The sequence below is a fragment of the Bradyrhizobium cytisi genome, assembly GCF_008123515.1.
Lineage (GTDB): Bacteria > Pseudomonadota > Alphaproteobacteria > Rhizobiales > Xanthobacteraceae > Bradyrhizobium > Bradyrhizobium cytisi.
This window is the reverse complement of the sequence record NZ_VSSR01000021.1, coordinates 98,620-114,254: the sequence shown is the minus strand read 5'-3', so window position 1 is coordinate 114,254 and position 15,635 is coordinate 98,620. Positions and strand designations below refer to the sequence as shown.

At 63.0% G+C, this 15,635-nt stretch carries 13 protein-coding genes and 1 pseudogene; 4 read left to right on the top strand and 10 right to left on the bottom strand.

Going from position 1 to position 15,635, the window contains the following annotated elements; all coding sequences use genetic code 11:
• Positions 1–78: 78 nt before the first annotated feature.
• Together metK and FXB38_RS13085 are read right to left on the bottom strand one after the other, a co-directional pair.
• Positions 79–1,275 (bottom strand): methionine adenosyltransferase, encoded by a 1,197-nt coding sequence (metK, locus tag FXB38_RS13090; RefSeq protein WP_148751263.1) that lies wholly within the window; start codon positions 1,273–1,275, stop codon positions 79–81.
• A gap of 59 nt (positions 1,276–1,334) precedes the next feature.
• A complete protein-coding gene (locus FXB38_RS13085) occupies positions 1,335–2,690 on the bottom strand; it encodes a hypothetical protein (RefSeq protein WP_148751560.1) in 1,356 nt (451 codons plus the stop codon).
• Positions 2,691–2,881: 191 nt separating this feature from the next.
• On the opposite strand from FXB38_RS13085, the gene FXB38_RS13080 reads away from it, so the two are divergent.
• On the top strand, positions 2,882–3,970 hold the full coding sequence (locus FXB38_RS13080; RefSeq protein WP_148751262.1) for an aspartyl protease family protein: 1,089 nt from the start codon (positions 2,882–2,884) through the stop codon (positions 3,968–3,970).
• Between the two features lie 98 nt (positions 3,971–4,068).
• A pseudogene (locus tag FXB38_RS13075) lies at positions 4,069–5,789 on the top strand (caspase family protein).
• A gap of 165 nt (positions 5,790–5,954) precedes the next feature.
• On the opposite strand, the gene FXB38_RS13070 reads toward FXB38_RS13075, so the two are convergent.
• From FXB38_RS13070 to FXB38_RS13045, 6 genes are all read right to left on the bottom strand, one after another.
• A complete protein-coding gene (locus FXB38_RS13070; RefSeq protein ID WP_148751261.1) occupies positions 5,955–7,073 on the bottom strand; it encodes a cobalamin-independent methionine synthase II family protein in 1,119 nt (372 codons plus the stop codon).
• A 21-nt stretch (positions 7,074–7,094) separates the two neighbouring features.
• Positions 7,095–7,811: an ABC transporter ATP-binding protein gene (locus FXB38_RS13065; RefSeq protein WP_148751260.1), complete on the bottom strand. Its 717-nt coding sequence runs from the start codon at positions 7,809–7,811 to the stop codon at positions 7,095–7,097.
• A complete protein-coding gene (locus FXB38_RS13060) occupies positions 7,804–8,559 on the bottom strand; it encodes an ABC transporter ATP-binding protein (RefSeq protein ID WP_148751259.1) in 756 nt (251 codons plus the stop codon). The genes FXB38_RS13065 and FXB38_RS13060 overlap by 8 nt, the downstream gene beginning before the upstream one ends.
• The gene (locus FXB38_RS13055) at positions 8,556–9,584 is read right to left on the bottom strand and encodes a branched-chain amino acid ABC transporter permease (RefSeq protein ID WP_148751258.1); all 1,029 of its coding nucleotides are present in this window, start codon (positions 9,582–9,584) and stop codon (positions 8,556–8,558) included. Before FXB38_RS13055 ends, FXB38_RS13060 begins: the two co-directional genes overlap by 4 nt.
• An 8-nt stretch (positions 9,585–9,592) precedes the next feature.
• Positions 9,593–10,462 (bottom strand): branched-chain amino acid ABC transporter permease, encoded by an 870-nt coding sequence (locus FXB38_RS13050; RefSeq protein WP_148751257.1) that lies wholly within the window; start codon positions 10,460–10,462, stop codon positions 9,593–9,595.
• Positions 10,463–10,597: 135 nt separating this feature from the next.
• Complete coding sequence (locus tag FXB38_RS13045; RefSeq protein ID WP_148751256.1) at positions 10,598–11,776, bottom strand: ABC transporter substrate-binding protein; 1,179 nt, start codon at positions 11,774–11,776, stop codon at positions 10,598–10,600.
• 527 nt (positions 11,777–12,303) lie between these two features.
• Between FXB38_RS13045 and FXB38_RS13040 the strand changes: the two genes are divergently transcribed.
• Complete coding sequence (locus FXB38_RS13040) at positions 12,304–12,582, top strand: hypothetical protein (protein ID WP_148751255.1); 279 nt, start codon at positions 12,304–12,306, stop codon at positions 12,580–12,582.
• A gap of 181 nt (positions 12,583–12,763) precedes the next feature.
• Positions 12,764–13,657: an NAD-dependent epimerase/dehydratase family protein gene (locus FXB38_RS13035; protein ID WP_246229860.1), complete on the top strand. Its 894-nt coding sequence runs from the start codon at positions 12,764–12,766 to the stop codon at positions 13,655–13,657.
• A 36-nt stretch (positions 13,658–13,693) separates the two neighbouring features.
• Here the strand turns inward: FXB38_RS13035 and FXB38_RS13030 are convergent, their stop codons facing one another.
• Both FXB38_RS13030 and FXB38_RS13025 read right to left on the bottom strand, forming a co-directional pair.
• A complete protein-coding gene (locus FXB38_RS13030; RefSeq protein ID WP_148751254.1) occupies positions 13,694–14,266 on the bottom strand; it encodes a sugar transferase in 573 nt (190 codons plus the stop codon).
• 7 nt (positions 14,267–14,273) lie between these two features.
• Complete coding sequence (locus FXB38_RS13025; protein WP_148751253.1) at positions 14,274–15,203, bottom strand: NAD-dependent epimerase/dehydratase family protein; 930 nt, start codon at positions 15,201–15,203, stop codon at positions 14,274–14,276.
• Between the last annotated feature and the right edge of the window lie 432 nt (positions 15,204–15,635).

The window sequence follows — 15,635 nt, the reverse complement described above, 5'->3', positions numbered from 1 at the left end:
AACGAGCGAACCCGGAATCCGGAGGTTCGAGATTCCGGGTTCGCCGCTGTCGCGGCGCCCCGGAATGACGCAAGTGAACTAGACCGCGCGCTTGAGCGCCTCGACGAGATCGGTCTTCTCCCAGGAGAAGCCGCCCTCGTTGTCCGGCGTGCGGCCGAAATGGCCATAGGCCGAGGTGCGCGCGTAGATCGGGCGGTTGAGATCGAGATGGCTGCGGATGCCGCGCGGGGTCAGGTCCATCGCCTTGGCGGCGGCCTTCTCGAGCTGGTCCTCCGACACCTTACCGGTGCCGTGGGTATCGATGTAGATCGACAGCGGACGCGCCACGCCGATCGCGTAGGCGAGCTGCAGCGTGCAGCGATCGGCAAGGCCGGCCGCGACGATGTTCTTGGCGACGTAGCGGGCCGCGTAAGCCGCGGAGCGGTCGACCTTGGTCGGATCCTTGCCGGAGAACGCGCCGCCGCCATGCGGGGCCGCGCCACCATAGGTGTCGACGATGATCTTGCGGCCGGTCAGGCCGGAGTCACCATCGGGACCGCCGATGTAGAACTTGCCGGTGGGGTTGATGTGCCAGATCGTCTTCGGCGTGATCCAGTCCTTCGGCAGCGCCTCGCGCACATAGGGCTCGACGATGTCGCGGATCTGCTTCGACGAGATGTCCTCGACCAGATGCTGGTGCGACACCACGATCTCGCGCACGCCGACCGGCTTGCCGTTCTCGTACTGCACGGTGACCTGGCTCTTGGAATCCGGGCCCAGCACCTTCTCCCTGCCGGAATGACGGGCTTCGGAGATGAGACGCAGGATCTTGTGGGCGTAGAAGATCGGCGCGGGCATCAGGTCGGGCGTCTCATTGGTGGCATAACCGAACATGATGCCCTGGTCGCCAGCGCCCTCTTCCTTGACTTCGCCCGGCTGCAACGCGTCGACGCCCTGCGCGATGTCGGCCGACTGCGGGTGCAGCAGGATCTCGATGTCCGCCTTCTGCCAGTGGAAGCCGTCCTGCTCGTAACCGATGTCCTTGATCGCGTCGCGCACGACGCTCTCGATCTGCTCGTTGGTGACGGACTTCGGACCGCGGGTCTCACCGGCGATCACGACCTTGTTGGTGGTGGCCAGCGTCTCGCAGGCCGCGCGGATAGCCCACGGATCGATGCCGGCCTTGGGCCCTTCCCGGTAGAACAGGTCGACGATTTCATCGGAAATCCGGTCACAGACCTTGTCCGGATGGCCCTCGGACACGGACTCGCTGGTGAAAAGATAGGACGCGCGCATCAGTAACCCCTTGTTCCGCCGCTTCAGGCGGAGTTTGCGATGTTTACCCTTGGATTATGTCAATCACGCCGGCGCGAGATGACGTAGGATTCGTCGAGAAACCAGAGCCCGTTGTACTTTCGCAGCACATCCCTGGCGGCATCCAGAGTGCGGCCGTTTTGAGTCATATCTGTCAACCGGTCGTCCTCAATCTGAGCGACATACACCGCCGCATTCCACGCTGCAAAGGCCGTCGAGGTTCCGATGGTACCAGTCACCTCGTTGGGCAGCGCTTCCATATCATACCTGAAGATCGAACGGTTGTCCGCGTAAGCATTAAAATTTAAGTCGCGGCCCAACGACCCAAGCTCGTACTTAACGGCGCGCAATAGCTCATGACGGCTCACCGAGAAAGGATTTTCTCCGGGCCAGATCGCCTGGATCATTTCCATGCCGGGATCGTGACCGTGGGAGTGGATACCGATCAGGCGGCCGCCCGGCCGCAGCGCCCGCGCCAGCGGTGCAATGATCCGCTTGGCCCGGAAATTGACCGAGGACAGCGCGCGGTATGGCTGGGATGCGATCACGAGGTCGAAATTGGCCTCAGTCTGGCCCGGTCGCGGGATCGTCGAATCCAGCAGAAACCGCTGGTCCTCGCGGTAGAGCACCAGCACGACCGGCCGCTCATACAGCGGCATCGCCGTGCGCGGGCTGATCGCGGCACGCCAGTTCTGCTCCAGGAACGGCCGAAGCTCGGCGATCTGCTGCTCGAACTCGCCTGATGAGGCGCCCCGCAGCGGAACCTCGTGCCAGACGGTGGCCGCCGCTGCCGCAGGCGACGCCGGCGTGAGCCAGGGCGCCTCCGAGTAGAACATGTTGGTGAAGACGAAAACCGACGCCGGATGCTCGAAAATGCGGTCCGGCACCTTCTCCAGCGTCAGGCGCAGATCCTCGAGACTGAGCTCCTTGCCGGCCACATAGAACGGCATGTGCGGGTAGCGCTGGTGCGTGGCGCGCAGCACTCGCGCCAGCACCGTGCCATCACCGACACCGGCATCGAAGATGCGGAGGGCGGGCGGCCGAGGATGGATGCTGGCGAGCTCCAGCGCGACACGCTCCGCAACCACCCGCTTCTCGCTGCAGGTGTGGACGAACAGCAGATACTTTTGCCGGTTCTCGAAGAAGCGGAAATTGCCGCGCGGATCGCGCTTTTCCGGGGGCACCTGGAGCCCCCGCGGCGGCGGCAGGCCACCCGTCGTGGACGCGGCGATATAGGCCTGGATCCGTTCCAGCGTGTCGATGGTGATGCGCTTGCCCTCGCGCAGCCGCTGCACGAGCTTCCCATCGTTCACCGCACGCCGGCCAAACGTCGATTCCGCCATGTCCGCCTTGCGGCAGAACTCGGTGATTTGGCTCAGGATTTCGTCGTTTTTCATGAGTGGGACAACGGTGGGCAGAAAAGTTGGGACCCGCCTCCTAGCAAATTCTGCCCACTCAGGGAATACCCTCTGGAATTGCTCCCCCCTCATTGGCAGGCCAACCAGATCCTTGGGGGCACTCCCATCGTGCGTTTGGCCGCGCCTACACTTACCGGTATACATTGCGAACGGGGTGTTCGGGGCACGGTATGTTCAGGTTGTTTTGGCTCGCCGCCTGTCTGCTGGCGGCATTATCGGGCGGCGCACGCGCAGGTTATCTGGACGAGAATCCCGACGAATTATTCGCGTCAGTCTATGAGAGGATCGGCGTCCTGCCCGTCGCAGCCGCGCGCGACCCATTTGTCTGGCTGCGCCTGGAAGAGTTGAAGCGCGAGCCGTGTGACCAGAAAAGCATCAGTGATCTCGCGCTCATGCTGGACAAGCTCGGCTACCGGCGACAGGCCGCTGACGGGCTCTACAAGTTCGTCATGAATTGTGGCGCGCCGATCACCGCGCTGCACCGCTCGATCAACATCTATCTCAAGCTCACGGACTATCCCAGAGCCGCGGAGGTCGCCGACGAGTTCATGCGGCGCGCACCGACCAATCGCGACGCACACTACTTGCGCGGCGTCGCGCTTGATGGCCTGCAAGACTACCACCGTGCGCTGGCCGACTATTCCGATGCCATCGAGCTCTATGGCACGGACAAGAAATCGATCTCGAGCCGTGTCTTCCTGCGCATGGCAGGCGCCTATGCGGCTCTCAAACAGTTCTGCGAGGCAACAGCGCCGATCAGTCTATGGGTTGCGCTCGATCCGGCCACCCGCGATACCAGCCAGACCCGGAAGATCATCGCCGACTACGAAAGCCAGGGCAACTGCGTCGCTTCGACAGGATTACGCAAAGAAAGCTTCCCCCTACGCGGGGGGAAGGACGTCGTCACGGTGAAGGCTGCGATCAACGGCGTCTCCGGACTGTTCGTCCTCGATACCGGCGCGAGCTACGTGTCCGTGAAGTCCACTTTTGCCAGCCGCGCCAAGATCCCCGACGCCGGCACCAGTGAGATCACGCTCATAACGGCCAACGGCCAGAGCAAAGCGAAACTATCCCGAGCCGACAAGGTTGCGCTCGGCAAGCTGGAAGCGATCAACGTGCCCGTGGCGATCCAGACGACGGATGACAAGAGCTACGGCGCCGGCATCGATGGCCTGCTCGGCATGAGCTTCCTGTCACGGTTCGAAGTTCAAATGGCCGGCGGCTTCATCGAGGTCCGCACCCGCCAACCGAAGAAGTAAGCCTGCCCCCGCAACCGCAGGATCTGAACCGACGATCCCCTGGGACCGACAAAAGGGTCACGTCCTCCTTCTGGTATATCGTCAGCATCCGAGGCTCCATGCGCCGCCTGCTCGTCGCGCTCTCCCTTCTCTTGGCGCCCCTGTGGTCGGCGCCTTGCTCCGCCCAGGCGCGCAGCCAGCTCGGACCGCTCTGCACCACCGAGGCCACGCCGGCGGACCAGATGGTCGACGCCTGCAGCAAGATCATCGCGCTGAAGGTTTTCAAGGGCGAGCAGCTCGCGACCGTCTATTTCTGGCGCGCGGTGGGCTGGAACAAGAAGGGCGACTACGCCCGTGTCATTGCCGACACCACCGAAGCGATCCGGCTGCGGCCGAGCCAGGCGGTCTACAGCTTGCGAGGCTCGGCCTATTACGACAAGGGCGACTACGACATCGCGATCGCGGATTTCGACGACGCACTGAAGCTCGGGCCGCCTGATGGCATCATGTTCCACAACCGCGGCAATGCCTGGCGCGGCAAGGGCGACTACGCCAAGGCGATCGCCGATTACGACATGTCGATCAAGGCCGATCCGAGATCGGCGTTCTCGTTCCAGAACCGCGGCATCGCGAAGGGGGCGCTGGGCGATCTCGACGGCGCGCTCTCCGACATCAACCAGGCAATCCGGCTCGATCCGACGCTGCCGCAGCCGCTGATCAACCGCACCGCGATCTGGCGCGCGAAGAACGATCTCGATCGCGCGATTGCCGACGGCAGCGAGGCGATCCGGCTCGCGAAGGAGAAGCCGCCGGTCAACATCATGACACCGCCGAACAGCGTGCTGATCTCCGCCTACACCCATCGCGCGCTGGCCTATGAGGCCAAGGGCGACTACGCGCGTGCGAAAAACGACTACAACGCAACGCTCGCGATCGTGGCCTCGGACGCCGGCAGCAAGGCCAATCAGGCCACCGCAAAAGTGCGGCTGTCGCTGGTGACGGACCCAGCCGTGCCGATCCCGCGCGATGCGCCCGCCCCGTCAGGACAACAGCAGACCACGCCCACGCAGCAGCAGGGTAACGCCGCGCCTGCGCCCTCGCCTGTTCCCGCAACGCCAGGCAAGCGCATGGCGCTCGTTATCGGCAATGGCGCCTACGCGCATGTGAAGGCACTGCCCAATCCGCCCAACGATGCGCGCGCGCCGTCGCCAAGAGCCTGCGTGACATCGGCTTCATTGTATCGGAGGGCGTCGATCTCAACCGCGCCGCGATGCAGAAGGTGACACGCGACTTCCTGCGCGAGGCGGCGCGGGCGCAGGTGGCCTTGGTCTATTATGCCGGTCACGGCGTGCAGGTCGACGGTCGCAACTACCTCATTCCCGTTGACGTCGAGCTCAAGCCCGGTGTGAGCATGACCGAGGCGATGATCGACATGGACACGATCATGGCTGGCCTCGACGACCAGGTTCGTACCAACATCCTGATCTTCGATGCCTGCCGCAACAATCCGATGGCGCAGCAGGTCGCAGCCGCAGGCAGCAGTCGCGGCATCGAGGGGACGCCAGGCCTCGCAGCTTCGTCGAGCCTCGGGTCCGGCGCGACGTTAGGGGCCGGCACGCTGATCGCGTTCGCGACCGCACCGGGCCAGGTGGCGCTCGACGGTGAAGGTGCCAATTCGCCATTTTCCGCGGCGCTGTCCCGCCACATCGGCACGCCGGGGCTGGAAGTGCAGCAGATGCTGACGCGGGTGCGGGCCGAGGTGGTCTCGGGGACGAAAAACAAGCAGGTGCCGTGGTCGAACTCGTCGCTGCTGGGCGAGGTCTATCTGGCGGAGAAGTGAGGGCAGCGGGTTCGTTGCCTAGTGACGCGAAGTACTCTCCGCCCTCAGTGGTCATCGCCCGGCTTGACCGGCGATCCAGTATTCCGAGAGGTCCGTGGTTCATCGAGAAGCCGCGGCGTGCTGGATTCCCCGCCTTCGCGGGGAATGACAGCGCGGTGTGGAGACTTACTGGCCCCACACTTCCTTCGCGATCTCCACAGCAAGGCTAAGCTTGGCCCACTGCTCCTCCTCGGAGAGGATGTTGCCCTCTTCCGTCGAGGCAAAGCCGCACTGCGGCGACAGCGCGAGCTGCTCCAGCGGGGCGAACTTGGAGGCTTCTTCCAGACGACGCTTGATATCGTCCTTCTTCTCGAGCTCGCCGAACTTCGACGTGATGACGCCGACCACGACGACCTTGTTGCCCTTGGGCAGGAAGCGCAGCGGCTCGAAGCCGCCGGCGCGGTCGCTGTCGTATTCCAGGAAGTAGCCGTCGTAATTGGTGCCGGCCAGCATGGTCTCGGCCACCGGCTCGTAACCGCCCGAAGAAATCCAGGTCGAGCGGAAATTGCCCCGGCAGACATGCGTGGTCACCACCATGTCGGCGGGCTTCTCGGCCAGCGCGTAATTGATGATGCGTGCGTAGATCTGCTGGAGGCCTTCCGGATTGTCGCCGCGCTCGCGCGCCTTCTGCAACTCGTCCTGCGAGCAGAGATAGGCCCAGACGGTGTCGTCGAACTGGAGATAGCGGCAGCCGGCGTCGTAGAACGCCTTGACGGCCTTGCGGTAGGTCTTGCCGAGGTCCTCGTAGAAAGCGTCGAGATCCGGATAGACGTCCTTGGAGATCGCCTTGCGGCCGCCACGGAAGTGAAGCACGGCTGGCGAGGGGATCGTCATCTTGGCGGTGACGTGGGCCTGGTCGGCGGACTTCTTCAGGAAGCGGAAGTGGTCCAGCATCGGATGGTCGTCGGGAAAATCGAGCTTGCCGATCACGCGGACCGCGTCATGCCGCGTCTCGACGCCTGCGAACTGGATGCCCGTGTCCGGATGAAACATTTCGCAGCCCGTGAGCTTGGCCAGGAAATCGAAATGCCACCAGGAGCGGCGGAATTCGCCGTCGGTCGCGAGCTTCAGGCCGACCGAGGCCTGCTTGTGCACGACCTTCTCGATCTCCATGTCCTCGATCTTGCGCAGATCGTCGGGCGAAATCTCGCCCTTCTCGAGCTTCGCGCGGGCTTCCTTGATCTTGGCGGGACGCAGGAGGCTGCCGACCTCGTCGGCGCGGAAGGGGGCTTTGGTTCGCTGCATTCTTGAACTCCCGAGGATTTTTTAGTGGGCCGCCGCCCCGGCGACACCGAGATGGCGCTCGAGGACCGACGGGTCGGCCTTCAGCGCGGCGCTCGGGGCGTCGTGGACGATCGTTCCGCGCTCCAATATCACAACACGGCCGGCGAGCCCCAGAATCTTTTGGGCGTTCTGCTCGACAATGATCGAGCAGATGCCGCCGGCCCGGGTGATGGTCCCGATCGCCTTCAGAAGCTCCTCGACGATGATGGGGGCCAGACCCTCGGTTGGCTCGTCCAGCAGCAGGACTTTTGGGTTGAGGGTCAGCGCACGGCCGATCGCCAGCATCTGCTGCTCGCCGCCGGAGAGCTGGTTGCCGAAGTTGCCCCGCCGCTCCTTCAGCCGCGGGAACATCTCGTAGACCTTCGCGACGGTCCAGGGACCGGGCTGCGCCACCGCGGTCATGTTCTCCTCCACCGTCAGCGAGCGGAAGATGTTGCGCTCCTGCGGCACCCAGCCAATGCCGGCGCGCGCCCGCTGGTCCGGCCGCATGGTCGTGACGTCGGTGCCGCCAAGGGTGACGTTGCCGGAGAAACGGCGGGTGACGCCGACGATAGAGTTGATCAGCGTGGTCTTGCCGGTGCCGTTACGCCCGAGCAGCGCCAGCACCTGTCCCTCGGCAAGGCACAGGGACATGTTGGGCAGCACCACCGCCTCGCCATAGCCGGCGCGAAGTGAATCGATTGCGAGCAGGTCAGACATTGACCGCCTCCTCGCCGAGATAGACCGCCTTCACCTGCGGATCACGCGCGACCTGGTCGGGCGCACCTTCAGTCAGCAGCGCACCGGAGACCAGCACCGAGATGCGATCGGCAAAGGAGAACACAAGGTCCATGTCGTGCTCGATCAGCAGCACGGTGACGTCGCGCGGCAGACTGCCTACAACGGCGAGAATGTCGTGGCGCTCGCTCTCCGGCACGCCGGCGGCGGGCTCGTCCAGCAGCAGCACGCGCGGCTTGGCGGCGATCGCGACCGCGATCTCGAGCAGGCGCTGCTTGCCGTAGGGCAGCGTCACGGTCTCTTCGTTCATGACATCGAGCAGATGGAAACGCGTCAGGAGATCGGCGATCTCGTCATTGACGTCGTTGCGCGTGCCCATCCGCCGCCACCAGTCGCCGCCATGGCCGAGGCGCTCGGAGACGGCAAGGCCGATGGTCTCGAGCGGGGTGAGATCAGGATAGAGCTGGTTGATCTGGAAGGTGCGCGACAGGCCGCGCAGCACGCGCTTGTGCACCGGGAGATCGGTGATGTCCTGGCCTTCGAGCAGGATGCGGCCGGAGTTAGGCTTGAGCACGCCGGTGAGCTGGTTGATGACAGTGGTCTTGCCGGCGCCGTTCGGACCGATCAGCGCATGGCGGGCGCCCTGCTCGATCTTCAGCGACAGGTCGCGGGTGACGCGCAGGCCGCCAAACGTCTTTTCGAGATTCCGGGTTTCGAGCGCGATGGTCATGCGTCGCTCTCCGGTACAGCGACGACGGCCTTGCGTCCGGCGACCTGCTTGATGATCAGGTTCGGCACATAAAGCACCCAGCGATGCAGGCGCTGGCGGCCGACCAGCACGATCACGACCAGCACGAGGCCGATCCAGAACTGCCAATATTGCGGGGTGATCGTGGAGAACACTTCCTGGAGCATGCGGAAGATCACCGCGCCGATCAGCCCGCCATAGAGATAGCCGGTGCCGCCGATGACGAGCACAAGCATCAGGTCGGCGGAGCGCTCGAAGGCGAAGACGTCGAGGGAAGCGATCGCGGTGGTCTGCGTGAACAGGGCGCCGGCGATGCCTGCATAGAACGCCGCGAGCGTATAGATCGCGATCAGGCGGCGGTTGACGGGGATGCCAATGGCCGCGGCGCGGAGCGGATTGTTCTTGATCGCACGCAGCGACAGGCCGAACGGCGAATGCACGATGCGGCGGGCGAGAAGGAACAGCGCGAACAGCACGGCTAGTGAATAGAAGAAGCCGGCCTTGCCGAACATGTCGAACGGGATCTCACCGAAGATCGGCTGCATCTCGATTCCTTGCAGGCCGTCAGTGCCGCCGGTGATGTTGGAGAAGCGCTCGGCGAGCGCCTCCAGCAGCAGCGCGATGCCGAGCGTCACCATCAGCCGGGTCAGGTCGACGCCGCGGATCACCAGGAAACTGGTGGCGAAGCCGAGCACCATCGCGGCGAGGCCTGCGGCAATCAGCGCCAGCACCGGCTCGTTGATGATGCCGTGCAGCGCCAGCAAGCCGGCGGCATAGGCCCCGACGCCGAAGAAGGCGGCGTGACCGAGCGAGACGATTCCTGCATAGCCAAGGACGAGATCGAGCGACATCGCAAACAGCGCCAGCCGCAGGATGTCGGTCATGATCAGATAGCGCGTGGGGAACAGAAAGCCGCAAGCGAGCACGACGAGCCAGAAGGCGGCCTGGCCATAGTGCCAGCGCGCCCGCCGTTGGGCGTGATAACCGACGTCGGAAGAAGCGTTCATCGGCAAACTCAACGCGCAGCCGTGCGGCCGAACAGTCCGTTCGGGCGCCAGATCAGGATCACGATCATCATGGTGTAGATCACAAATGGTCCCATCTTCGGCACGTAATATTTGCCGGCGACGTCGCCGATGCCGAGCAGGAGCGAGGCCAAAAACGGTCCGGTGATCGAGGACGAGCCGCCGACGGTGACCACGATCAGGAAGTAGATCATGAACTTCAGCGGGAAATACGGATCGAGGCCGAGGATCTCGGCGCTCAGCGCACCACCGAGACCTGCGAGCCCGCATCCAAAAGCAAAGGTGAAGGCGAACACCTGCGGCACGTTGATGCCGAGGCCGCTCGCGGCGCGGGGATCATCGACGGCGGCACGAAGGCGGCTGCCGAAGCGGGTCCTGGCCAGCACCATCTGCAGACCAATGGTGAGCAGGCCGCAGATCACGATGATCATCAGCCGGTAGCGGCCGATGCCGACGCCGAATACGTCGAACTGGCCCTGCAGCGCGGCCGGCAGGTTGATGAAGACCCGCGACGAGCCCTGGATGTAGTCGACGGCCGCGACCGACATGAACGTGAGACCAATGGTGAACAGCACCTGGTCGAGATGGCTGCGTGCATAGAGATGGCGATAGAGCGTACGCTCGAGCGCAATTCCGATCGCGGCAGCCGAGACGAAGGCGAGCGGCAGCGCCGCGAAGAACGGCCAGCCCATCCTGTTGACCAGCACCATGCAGACATAGCCGCCGGCCATGGCGAAGGCGCCATGGGCGAGGTTGACGAAGTTCATCAGGCCGAGCGTGACCGCGAGCCCGCAGGCGAGCACGAACAGCAGCATGCCGTAGGCAACGCCATCGAACAGGTTGGTGAGGATTGAGGTCATCGAGCGTCGAGCGATCCTGGTAGACGTTCGTCATTCCGGGGCAGCACGAATGCCCTGAACCCGGAATCTTGCTTCAACAACTTCTGGATCCCCGATGCGCGCTAAGCGCGCTCGGGGATGACCCGCTTTCGCGGGTCACTTCTTGGTCTTGCCGAGATCCTTGACGGCCTCGAAGGTCGCGAACTCGACGTTGTAGAGCTCGCCGTCGACCTTCTCGACCTTGCGGATGTAGACGTTCTGGATGATGTCGCGCGTCTCCGGATCGATCGAGATCGGGCCGCGCGGGCTCTCCCACTTCTGACCCTTCATGGCTTCGACCAGCTTGGTGCCGTCGGTGTCGCCATTGGTCTTCTTCAGCGCCTCGTAGATCAGGTGGATGCCGTCATAGCCGCTCACCGCCATGAAGCCGGGACGCGTGCCGAACGCCTTCTTGTAGGCGGCGACGAAGTCCTTGTTCATCGGCGAGGGATGCGCGGCCGAGTAGATGTGCGCGGTCACGGTCCCGAGCACGGCGTCGCCCATATTGTTGAGCAGGTCGTCGTCGGTGACGTCGCCCGGTCCGATCACCTTGATGCCGGCCTTGTCGAGGCCGCGCTCGGCATATTGCTTCATGAAGTTGCCGCCCTGGCCCGCCGGCACGAACACGAAGATCGCGTCGGGCTTGGCATCCTTCATGCGCTGCAGGAACGGCGCGAAATCGGGGTTGGCGAGCGGCGTCTTGACCTCTTCGACCACCTCGCCGCCGCCGGCCGTGAAGTGCTCCTTGAAGAAGTTGAGCGCGTCATTGCCCGGCGCGTAGTCCGAGGTCAGCGTCGCCACCTTCTTGATGCCGTTCTTCACCGCCCAGTCGCCGATGATGGTCGAGGACTGCGCCAGCGTGAAACTGGTGCGCACGATATAGGGCGAGCGCTCGGTGATGATCGAGGTGCCGGCCGCCATCACGACTTCCGGAATCTTGGCCTGCGTCGCCAGCGGCGCGGCCGCGAGCGCTGCCGGCGTCACGCCGAAGCCGCCGATGAAATTGACCTTGTCGTTGACGATCAGCTCCTGCGCGGCGGTCTTGGTCTTGTCCGGGATCGCCGCATCGTCCTTGAGGATGATCTCGATCTTCTTGCCGGCGACGGTGTCGCCCTTCTGCTGCATGTAGAGCCTGATCGCGTTCTCGATCTGCTTGCCGGTCGAGGCCTGCCCGCCGGTCATCGGCAGGATCAGGCCGACCTTGACGGTGTCTTCCGCCTTGGCCGGTGCGAGGGCCGCAAGGCCGGCGACGGCAGCAAGCGCGGCCACCCGAGAAAAGTATTTGCGTTCGAACATCAGATGTCCCTCCCCTTCATTCCTGGCCTCTTGTGCGTCGGACCGAGTGCCCGGTCCTTGCCTCACCTTAACCCACGCACGGGCGATGTCGCGCGTCACAAGGCGTCTTCCGCGCCCTCATTGTCAATCGGACGTTTGGCGACCATGCGGCGCAAGCGGCGCGTGCCAATGACCAAGCGTGAAGCGCGATGTCGCGGTTACGCCGGGGTAACACGACCACCTCGATCCTAGCTATATCAATTTGTACGATTGTACAAATAAAATGGACATGTCAACGAAAAAGCCCCCTCGCCGGACAAGTCAGATTGTCGCGAGCCGATAGCCGCAGTCTAGAAATGCGACCCGGCAGGTGGATGGAGAATTTCGTCTTTCATTTGCAGAATTTGAACATTGGCAAACGAGGTGCGCATCCGGTATTTGGATACCTACCTCGAATAAGCCAATTTTATCTTGTTGAAGGCTACCTTCCTGACCCGCTGGTTTACCCGGCGTCTCACCACCCCAAGCTCCGAACCCGGCGCCGTACGATGTCCATGCGTTTCCGTTCTCTCCTGCTTCTCGTCGGGCTTGCCGCGGGCCTGTCCGGCTGCGGCACCGTCAACGAGAAGCTCACGGCGGGCATGGGCGACTATGTCCCGCAATGGGCCGGCGGCCTGCCTGCGGACGCCCCACCGCGACCAGGCACGCCGGAATACGACGCATGGATGAAGCAGCGCCAACGCTTGCGCCAGATTCCGGCTGCCGAACGCGAGAAGGCGGGACAGGCCGAGCAACCGACCGGAGCGACCAAGGACGGGGTTCGCTAGAGCAGCGCCGGCGAACCCGAGCTTGAGCCGCTGCAAAGCGGAAGAAGGAGGAGTTCGTGGCCGGACTCCATCGCGCACGGATTGACGGCCTGACGACGTTGAAGCAACACGGCGTGCGTCAAGTCCCGAAGCGCGCCACTGGACGCTGCCCTTTGGGCGTGTGAATCTGGATCGCTCAAGAATGATTTACGGAATGAGTTCGGCGGACGAAAAAAGATGCCTGGTCATTGGCGCCACAGGGCTGGTCGGCGGCCATATTCTTCGGCTGCTGCTGGAGGGCGGACAACGACCGCTCGCCCTCTCCAGATCACGAAAGAGCGCTGCAAATGTCGATTGGTTTTGCGGTGACCTGGCAAAGCCTGAAGCCCTGAACTTCCCGGCATTCACGACCCTCTACTGTACCGCCGATGCCATTCTGTTGGCGGACGCGCTTCCCTATATCTTCAATCCTTCGCTGAAGCGGATCGTCGTATTCAGTTCCACCAGTGTCATGACCAAGCATGACAGCGAGGTCGCCGAAGAGCGAGAGCTGTTGGGAAGGCTGGCCGAAGCTGAAGAGAAGATCGTGCTGGCTTGCAAGCGCAACGATGTTGAATGGACGATCTTGCGTCCGACATTGATCTACGATCCTGGTCGCGACACAAACATTACGCCGCTCTCGCGCCTCATCCGGCGATTTGGCTTCATGCCGTTGGTCGGCGGCGGCTCGGGCCTCCGACAGCCGGTGCATGCCGACGACCTCGCCAGCGGAGCCATTGCAGCGGCATCAAGCGCATCCGCTGCGAACAAGTTCTATTCTCTCCCGGGCGGAGAGACGCTGACCTATCGTGAAATGATCGGTCGGATTTTCGAAGGAATGGGGGTACCCCAACGAACCATTTCGATTCCCGCTTCCATCTGGAAGGTCGCCTTCGTTTTCGCGAAACCACTCTTTCCAGGTGCGAACGTGGCGATGGGCACTCGCATGACGAAAGACATGATTTTCGATTCGAAACCTGCGTCACGGGACTTCGGTTGGGCGCCCCGGACCTTCCACCCGTTGTTTGATCAACCGCCCGTCAAGAAGCCGTCTTGATCGTCACTTGAACGCAGGGTCCGGCTGCCTGGGTTGCTAGCCAGAGGTCTCGTCCCGAACAACCCGATCGACTCCCACGCCGTGCCCGCGAAGGGTCGACCAAATCAGCTTCAGATCTCCGGCAAAGCTCTGCCTGCGGATATATTCGGCATCCACTTCAGCCAGACGCTTGGGGTCAGACATATCGATACCCCGGCTTTGCGCAAGGCCCGTGATACCAGGCAGGACCGCCAAGACTCCTAATCGCCTGCGCGCCTCAACCAGGGCCGCTTGGGATGGCAAGCACGGCCGAGGTCCGACAAGACTCATATCGCCGGTTAGCACATTAAAAAGCTGTGGGATTTCATCGACCTTGAAACGTCGAAGATACTCCCCGAGCGCGGTGACTGACGACGCCTCGACCTGATGGGTTGGAACATTCGCGGTTCCCGTATGCATCGTCCGAAACTTGTAACAAGTAAATGGATGCCCGCCTCTTCCGACGCGAACCTGCGCAAAGATCGCTGCACCCGGACTCTGGAGCCGAATGGCGATGGCGATGGCGAGGAGGACCGGCCAGCAAATCAAAAGAAACAGCGCGCAGGCTGTGAAATCGAACGCCCGCTTCATTGATCAATCACTCCAACGATCCCGACCGCGGCTCGACGATGGCACGGAGGCCCGCTTTAGTCCCAACTCGAGGACACCATCCAGCCTTCTGCAAGCTCGCCGAGCTTGCAACGAGCTCCCGTCCGATCCGGTCCCAAAGCGACCGGCGTCCCGTTGCAATCACCAAGGCCTTGAGTGCCTGCGGCGGTATCGAAACAAGTCCAGGCGGACGTCCCATTCCGTCTCGTAGCGTGGCAAAGATCTCGGCGATAGTGATGGATTCCGGATCGGACACGATGAAGGTCTGGTTCAGCGTGGCGGATCCGTTGAGACAGAACAAGACTGCTTCCGACAGATTCCCGATTGATAGAAGAGAGCGTCGATTACGGAACGCCCCAAACGGTAGCGGAATGGGTAGCGCCGCAATGCGTACGATCAAGGCGATATTGGCCTTGGCTCCAGGCCCGTAGACGATCACGGGCCTGAGAATCGTAAATGGCACGCCAGCGCGTCTGATTTCCTCTTCCGCCTCAAGCTTTGCTCGATCGTAAGCCGTGACCGGGCACGCCTTGTCTTTTTCGGTCACTACGCCATCTGCCGCCGAGCCCGCCTGAGCACCGATGGACGACATGAAAATCAAACGTTTGATCGCGTGATGCCGGCAGGCCTCTGCCAGGCCTTTTGTCGCAACCCGATTAGCTCGCGTGTAGTTGCCGCTATCGACGCGGCTGCGGTGGGCGATTGCGGCCAAATGCACGACGATGTCTATGCCCTCGAGGAGCGGATGCCAGTTCACCTGGGTTTCGAGATCGGGCAATTTTACCCATTCCGCAATGTTCCCCGCCCCACCCGGCTGGCGCGAAGCCGCCCTGACGTGATGTCCGGCGGACGTCAAGGCGGAACAAATCGCTCCGCCAATGAAGCCTGAAGAACCGGTGACCAGTATTCGAAATGGCATCCTAATGTCCCGCCCCGCTCACGGCTTTTGCCGAATGTCTTAAAGCGGATATGCAACCCACGGTAAAGGTCCGAGACGACCAAGTTTCCGCACCATTCCGACGAGAAGTTGACTGGATTGGTCGCGGCTCAACGGCATTGACGAGCCCGTCTGCAGTCCTGCCTCGAAGCATCGTCGGCCGAGCGTTTGAGCCGAGAATCACGGTCGACACTCAGACCCCCCGAGATATGTTCCATCGACACGAACCTGACAGCCAGCCTGGCCCGAACACCCAAGATAGCTGTCAACGGATCCGAACATCGGCCTTGCTCGCCCTGGAGCGACGATCACCGGACGAGGACCCCCTCCCCGCCCGGCGGTCCTCCCGGCCAGCCTGTTTCCCACTAATTTTGCAGGATGGAACGCCCCTGCGGCGCGACCCACCACGGCGGA

Excerpts from the sequence above, each read along its gene's own strand:
- FXB38_RS13085 (WP_148751560.1), bottom strand. The coding sequence starts at position 2,690 with ATGAAAAACGACGAAATCCTGAGCCAAATCACCGAGTTCTGCCGCAAG.
- FXB38_RS13040 (WP_148751255.1), top strand. The coding sequence starts at position 12,304 with ATGTCCATGCGTTTCCGTTCTCTCCTGCTTCTCGTCGGGCTTGCCGCG.
- FXB38_RS13035 (WP_246229860.1), top strand. The coding sequence starts at position 12,764 with ATGATTTACGGAATGAGTTCGGCGGACGAAAAAAGATGCCTGGTCATT.
- metK (WP_148751263.1), bottom strand. The coding sequence starts at position 1,275 with ATGCGCGCGTCCTATCTTTTCACCAGCGAGTCCGTGTCCGAGGGCCAT.
- FXB38_RS13030 (WP_148751254.1), bottom strand. The coding sequence starts at position 14,266 with ATGAAGCGGGCGTTCGATTTCACAGCCTGCGCGCTGTTTCTTTTGATT.
- FXB38_RS13070 (WP_148751261.1), bottom strand. The coding sequence starts at position 7,073 with ATGCAGCGAACCAAAGCCCCCTTCCGCGCCGACGAGGTCGGCAGCCTC.
- FXB38_RS13065 (WP_148751260.1), bottom strand. The coding sequence starts at position 7,811 with ATGTCTGACCTGCTCGCAATCGATTCACTTCGCGCCGGCTATGGCGAG.
- FXB38_RS13080 (WP_148751262.1), top strand. The coding sequence starts at position 2,882 with ATGTTCAGGTTGTTTTGGCTCGCCGCCTGTCTGCTGGCGGCATTATCG.
- FXB38_RS13060 (WP_148751259.1), bottom strand. The coding sequence starts at position 8,559 with ATGACCATCGCGCTCGAAACCCGGAATCTCGAAAAGACGTTTGGCGGC.
- FXB38_RS13045 (WP_148751256.1), bottom strand. The coding sequence starts at position 11,776 with ATGTTCGAACGCAAATACTTTTCTCGGGTGGCCGCGCTTGCTGCCGTC.
- FXB38_RS13055 (WP_148751258.1), bottom strand. The coding sequence starts at position 9,584 with ATGAACGCTTCTTCCGACGTCGGTTATCACGCCCAACGGCGGGCGCGC.
- FXB38_RS13025 (WP_148751253.1), bottom strand. The coding sequence starts at position 15,203 with ATGCCATTTCGAATACTGGTCACCGGTTCTTCAGGCTTCATTGGCGGA.
- FXB38_RS13050 (WP_148751257.1), bottom strand. The coding sequence starts at position 10,462 with ATGACCTCAATCCTCACCAACCTGTTCGATGGCGTTGCCTACGGCATG.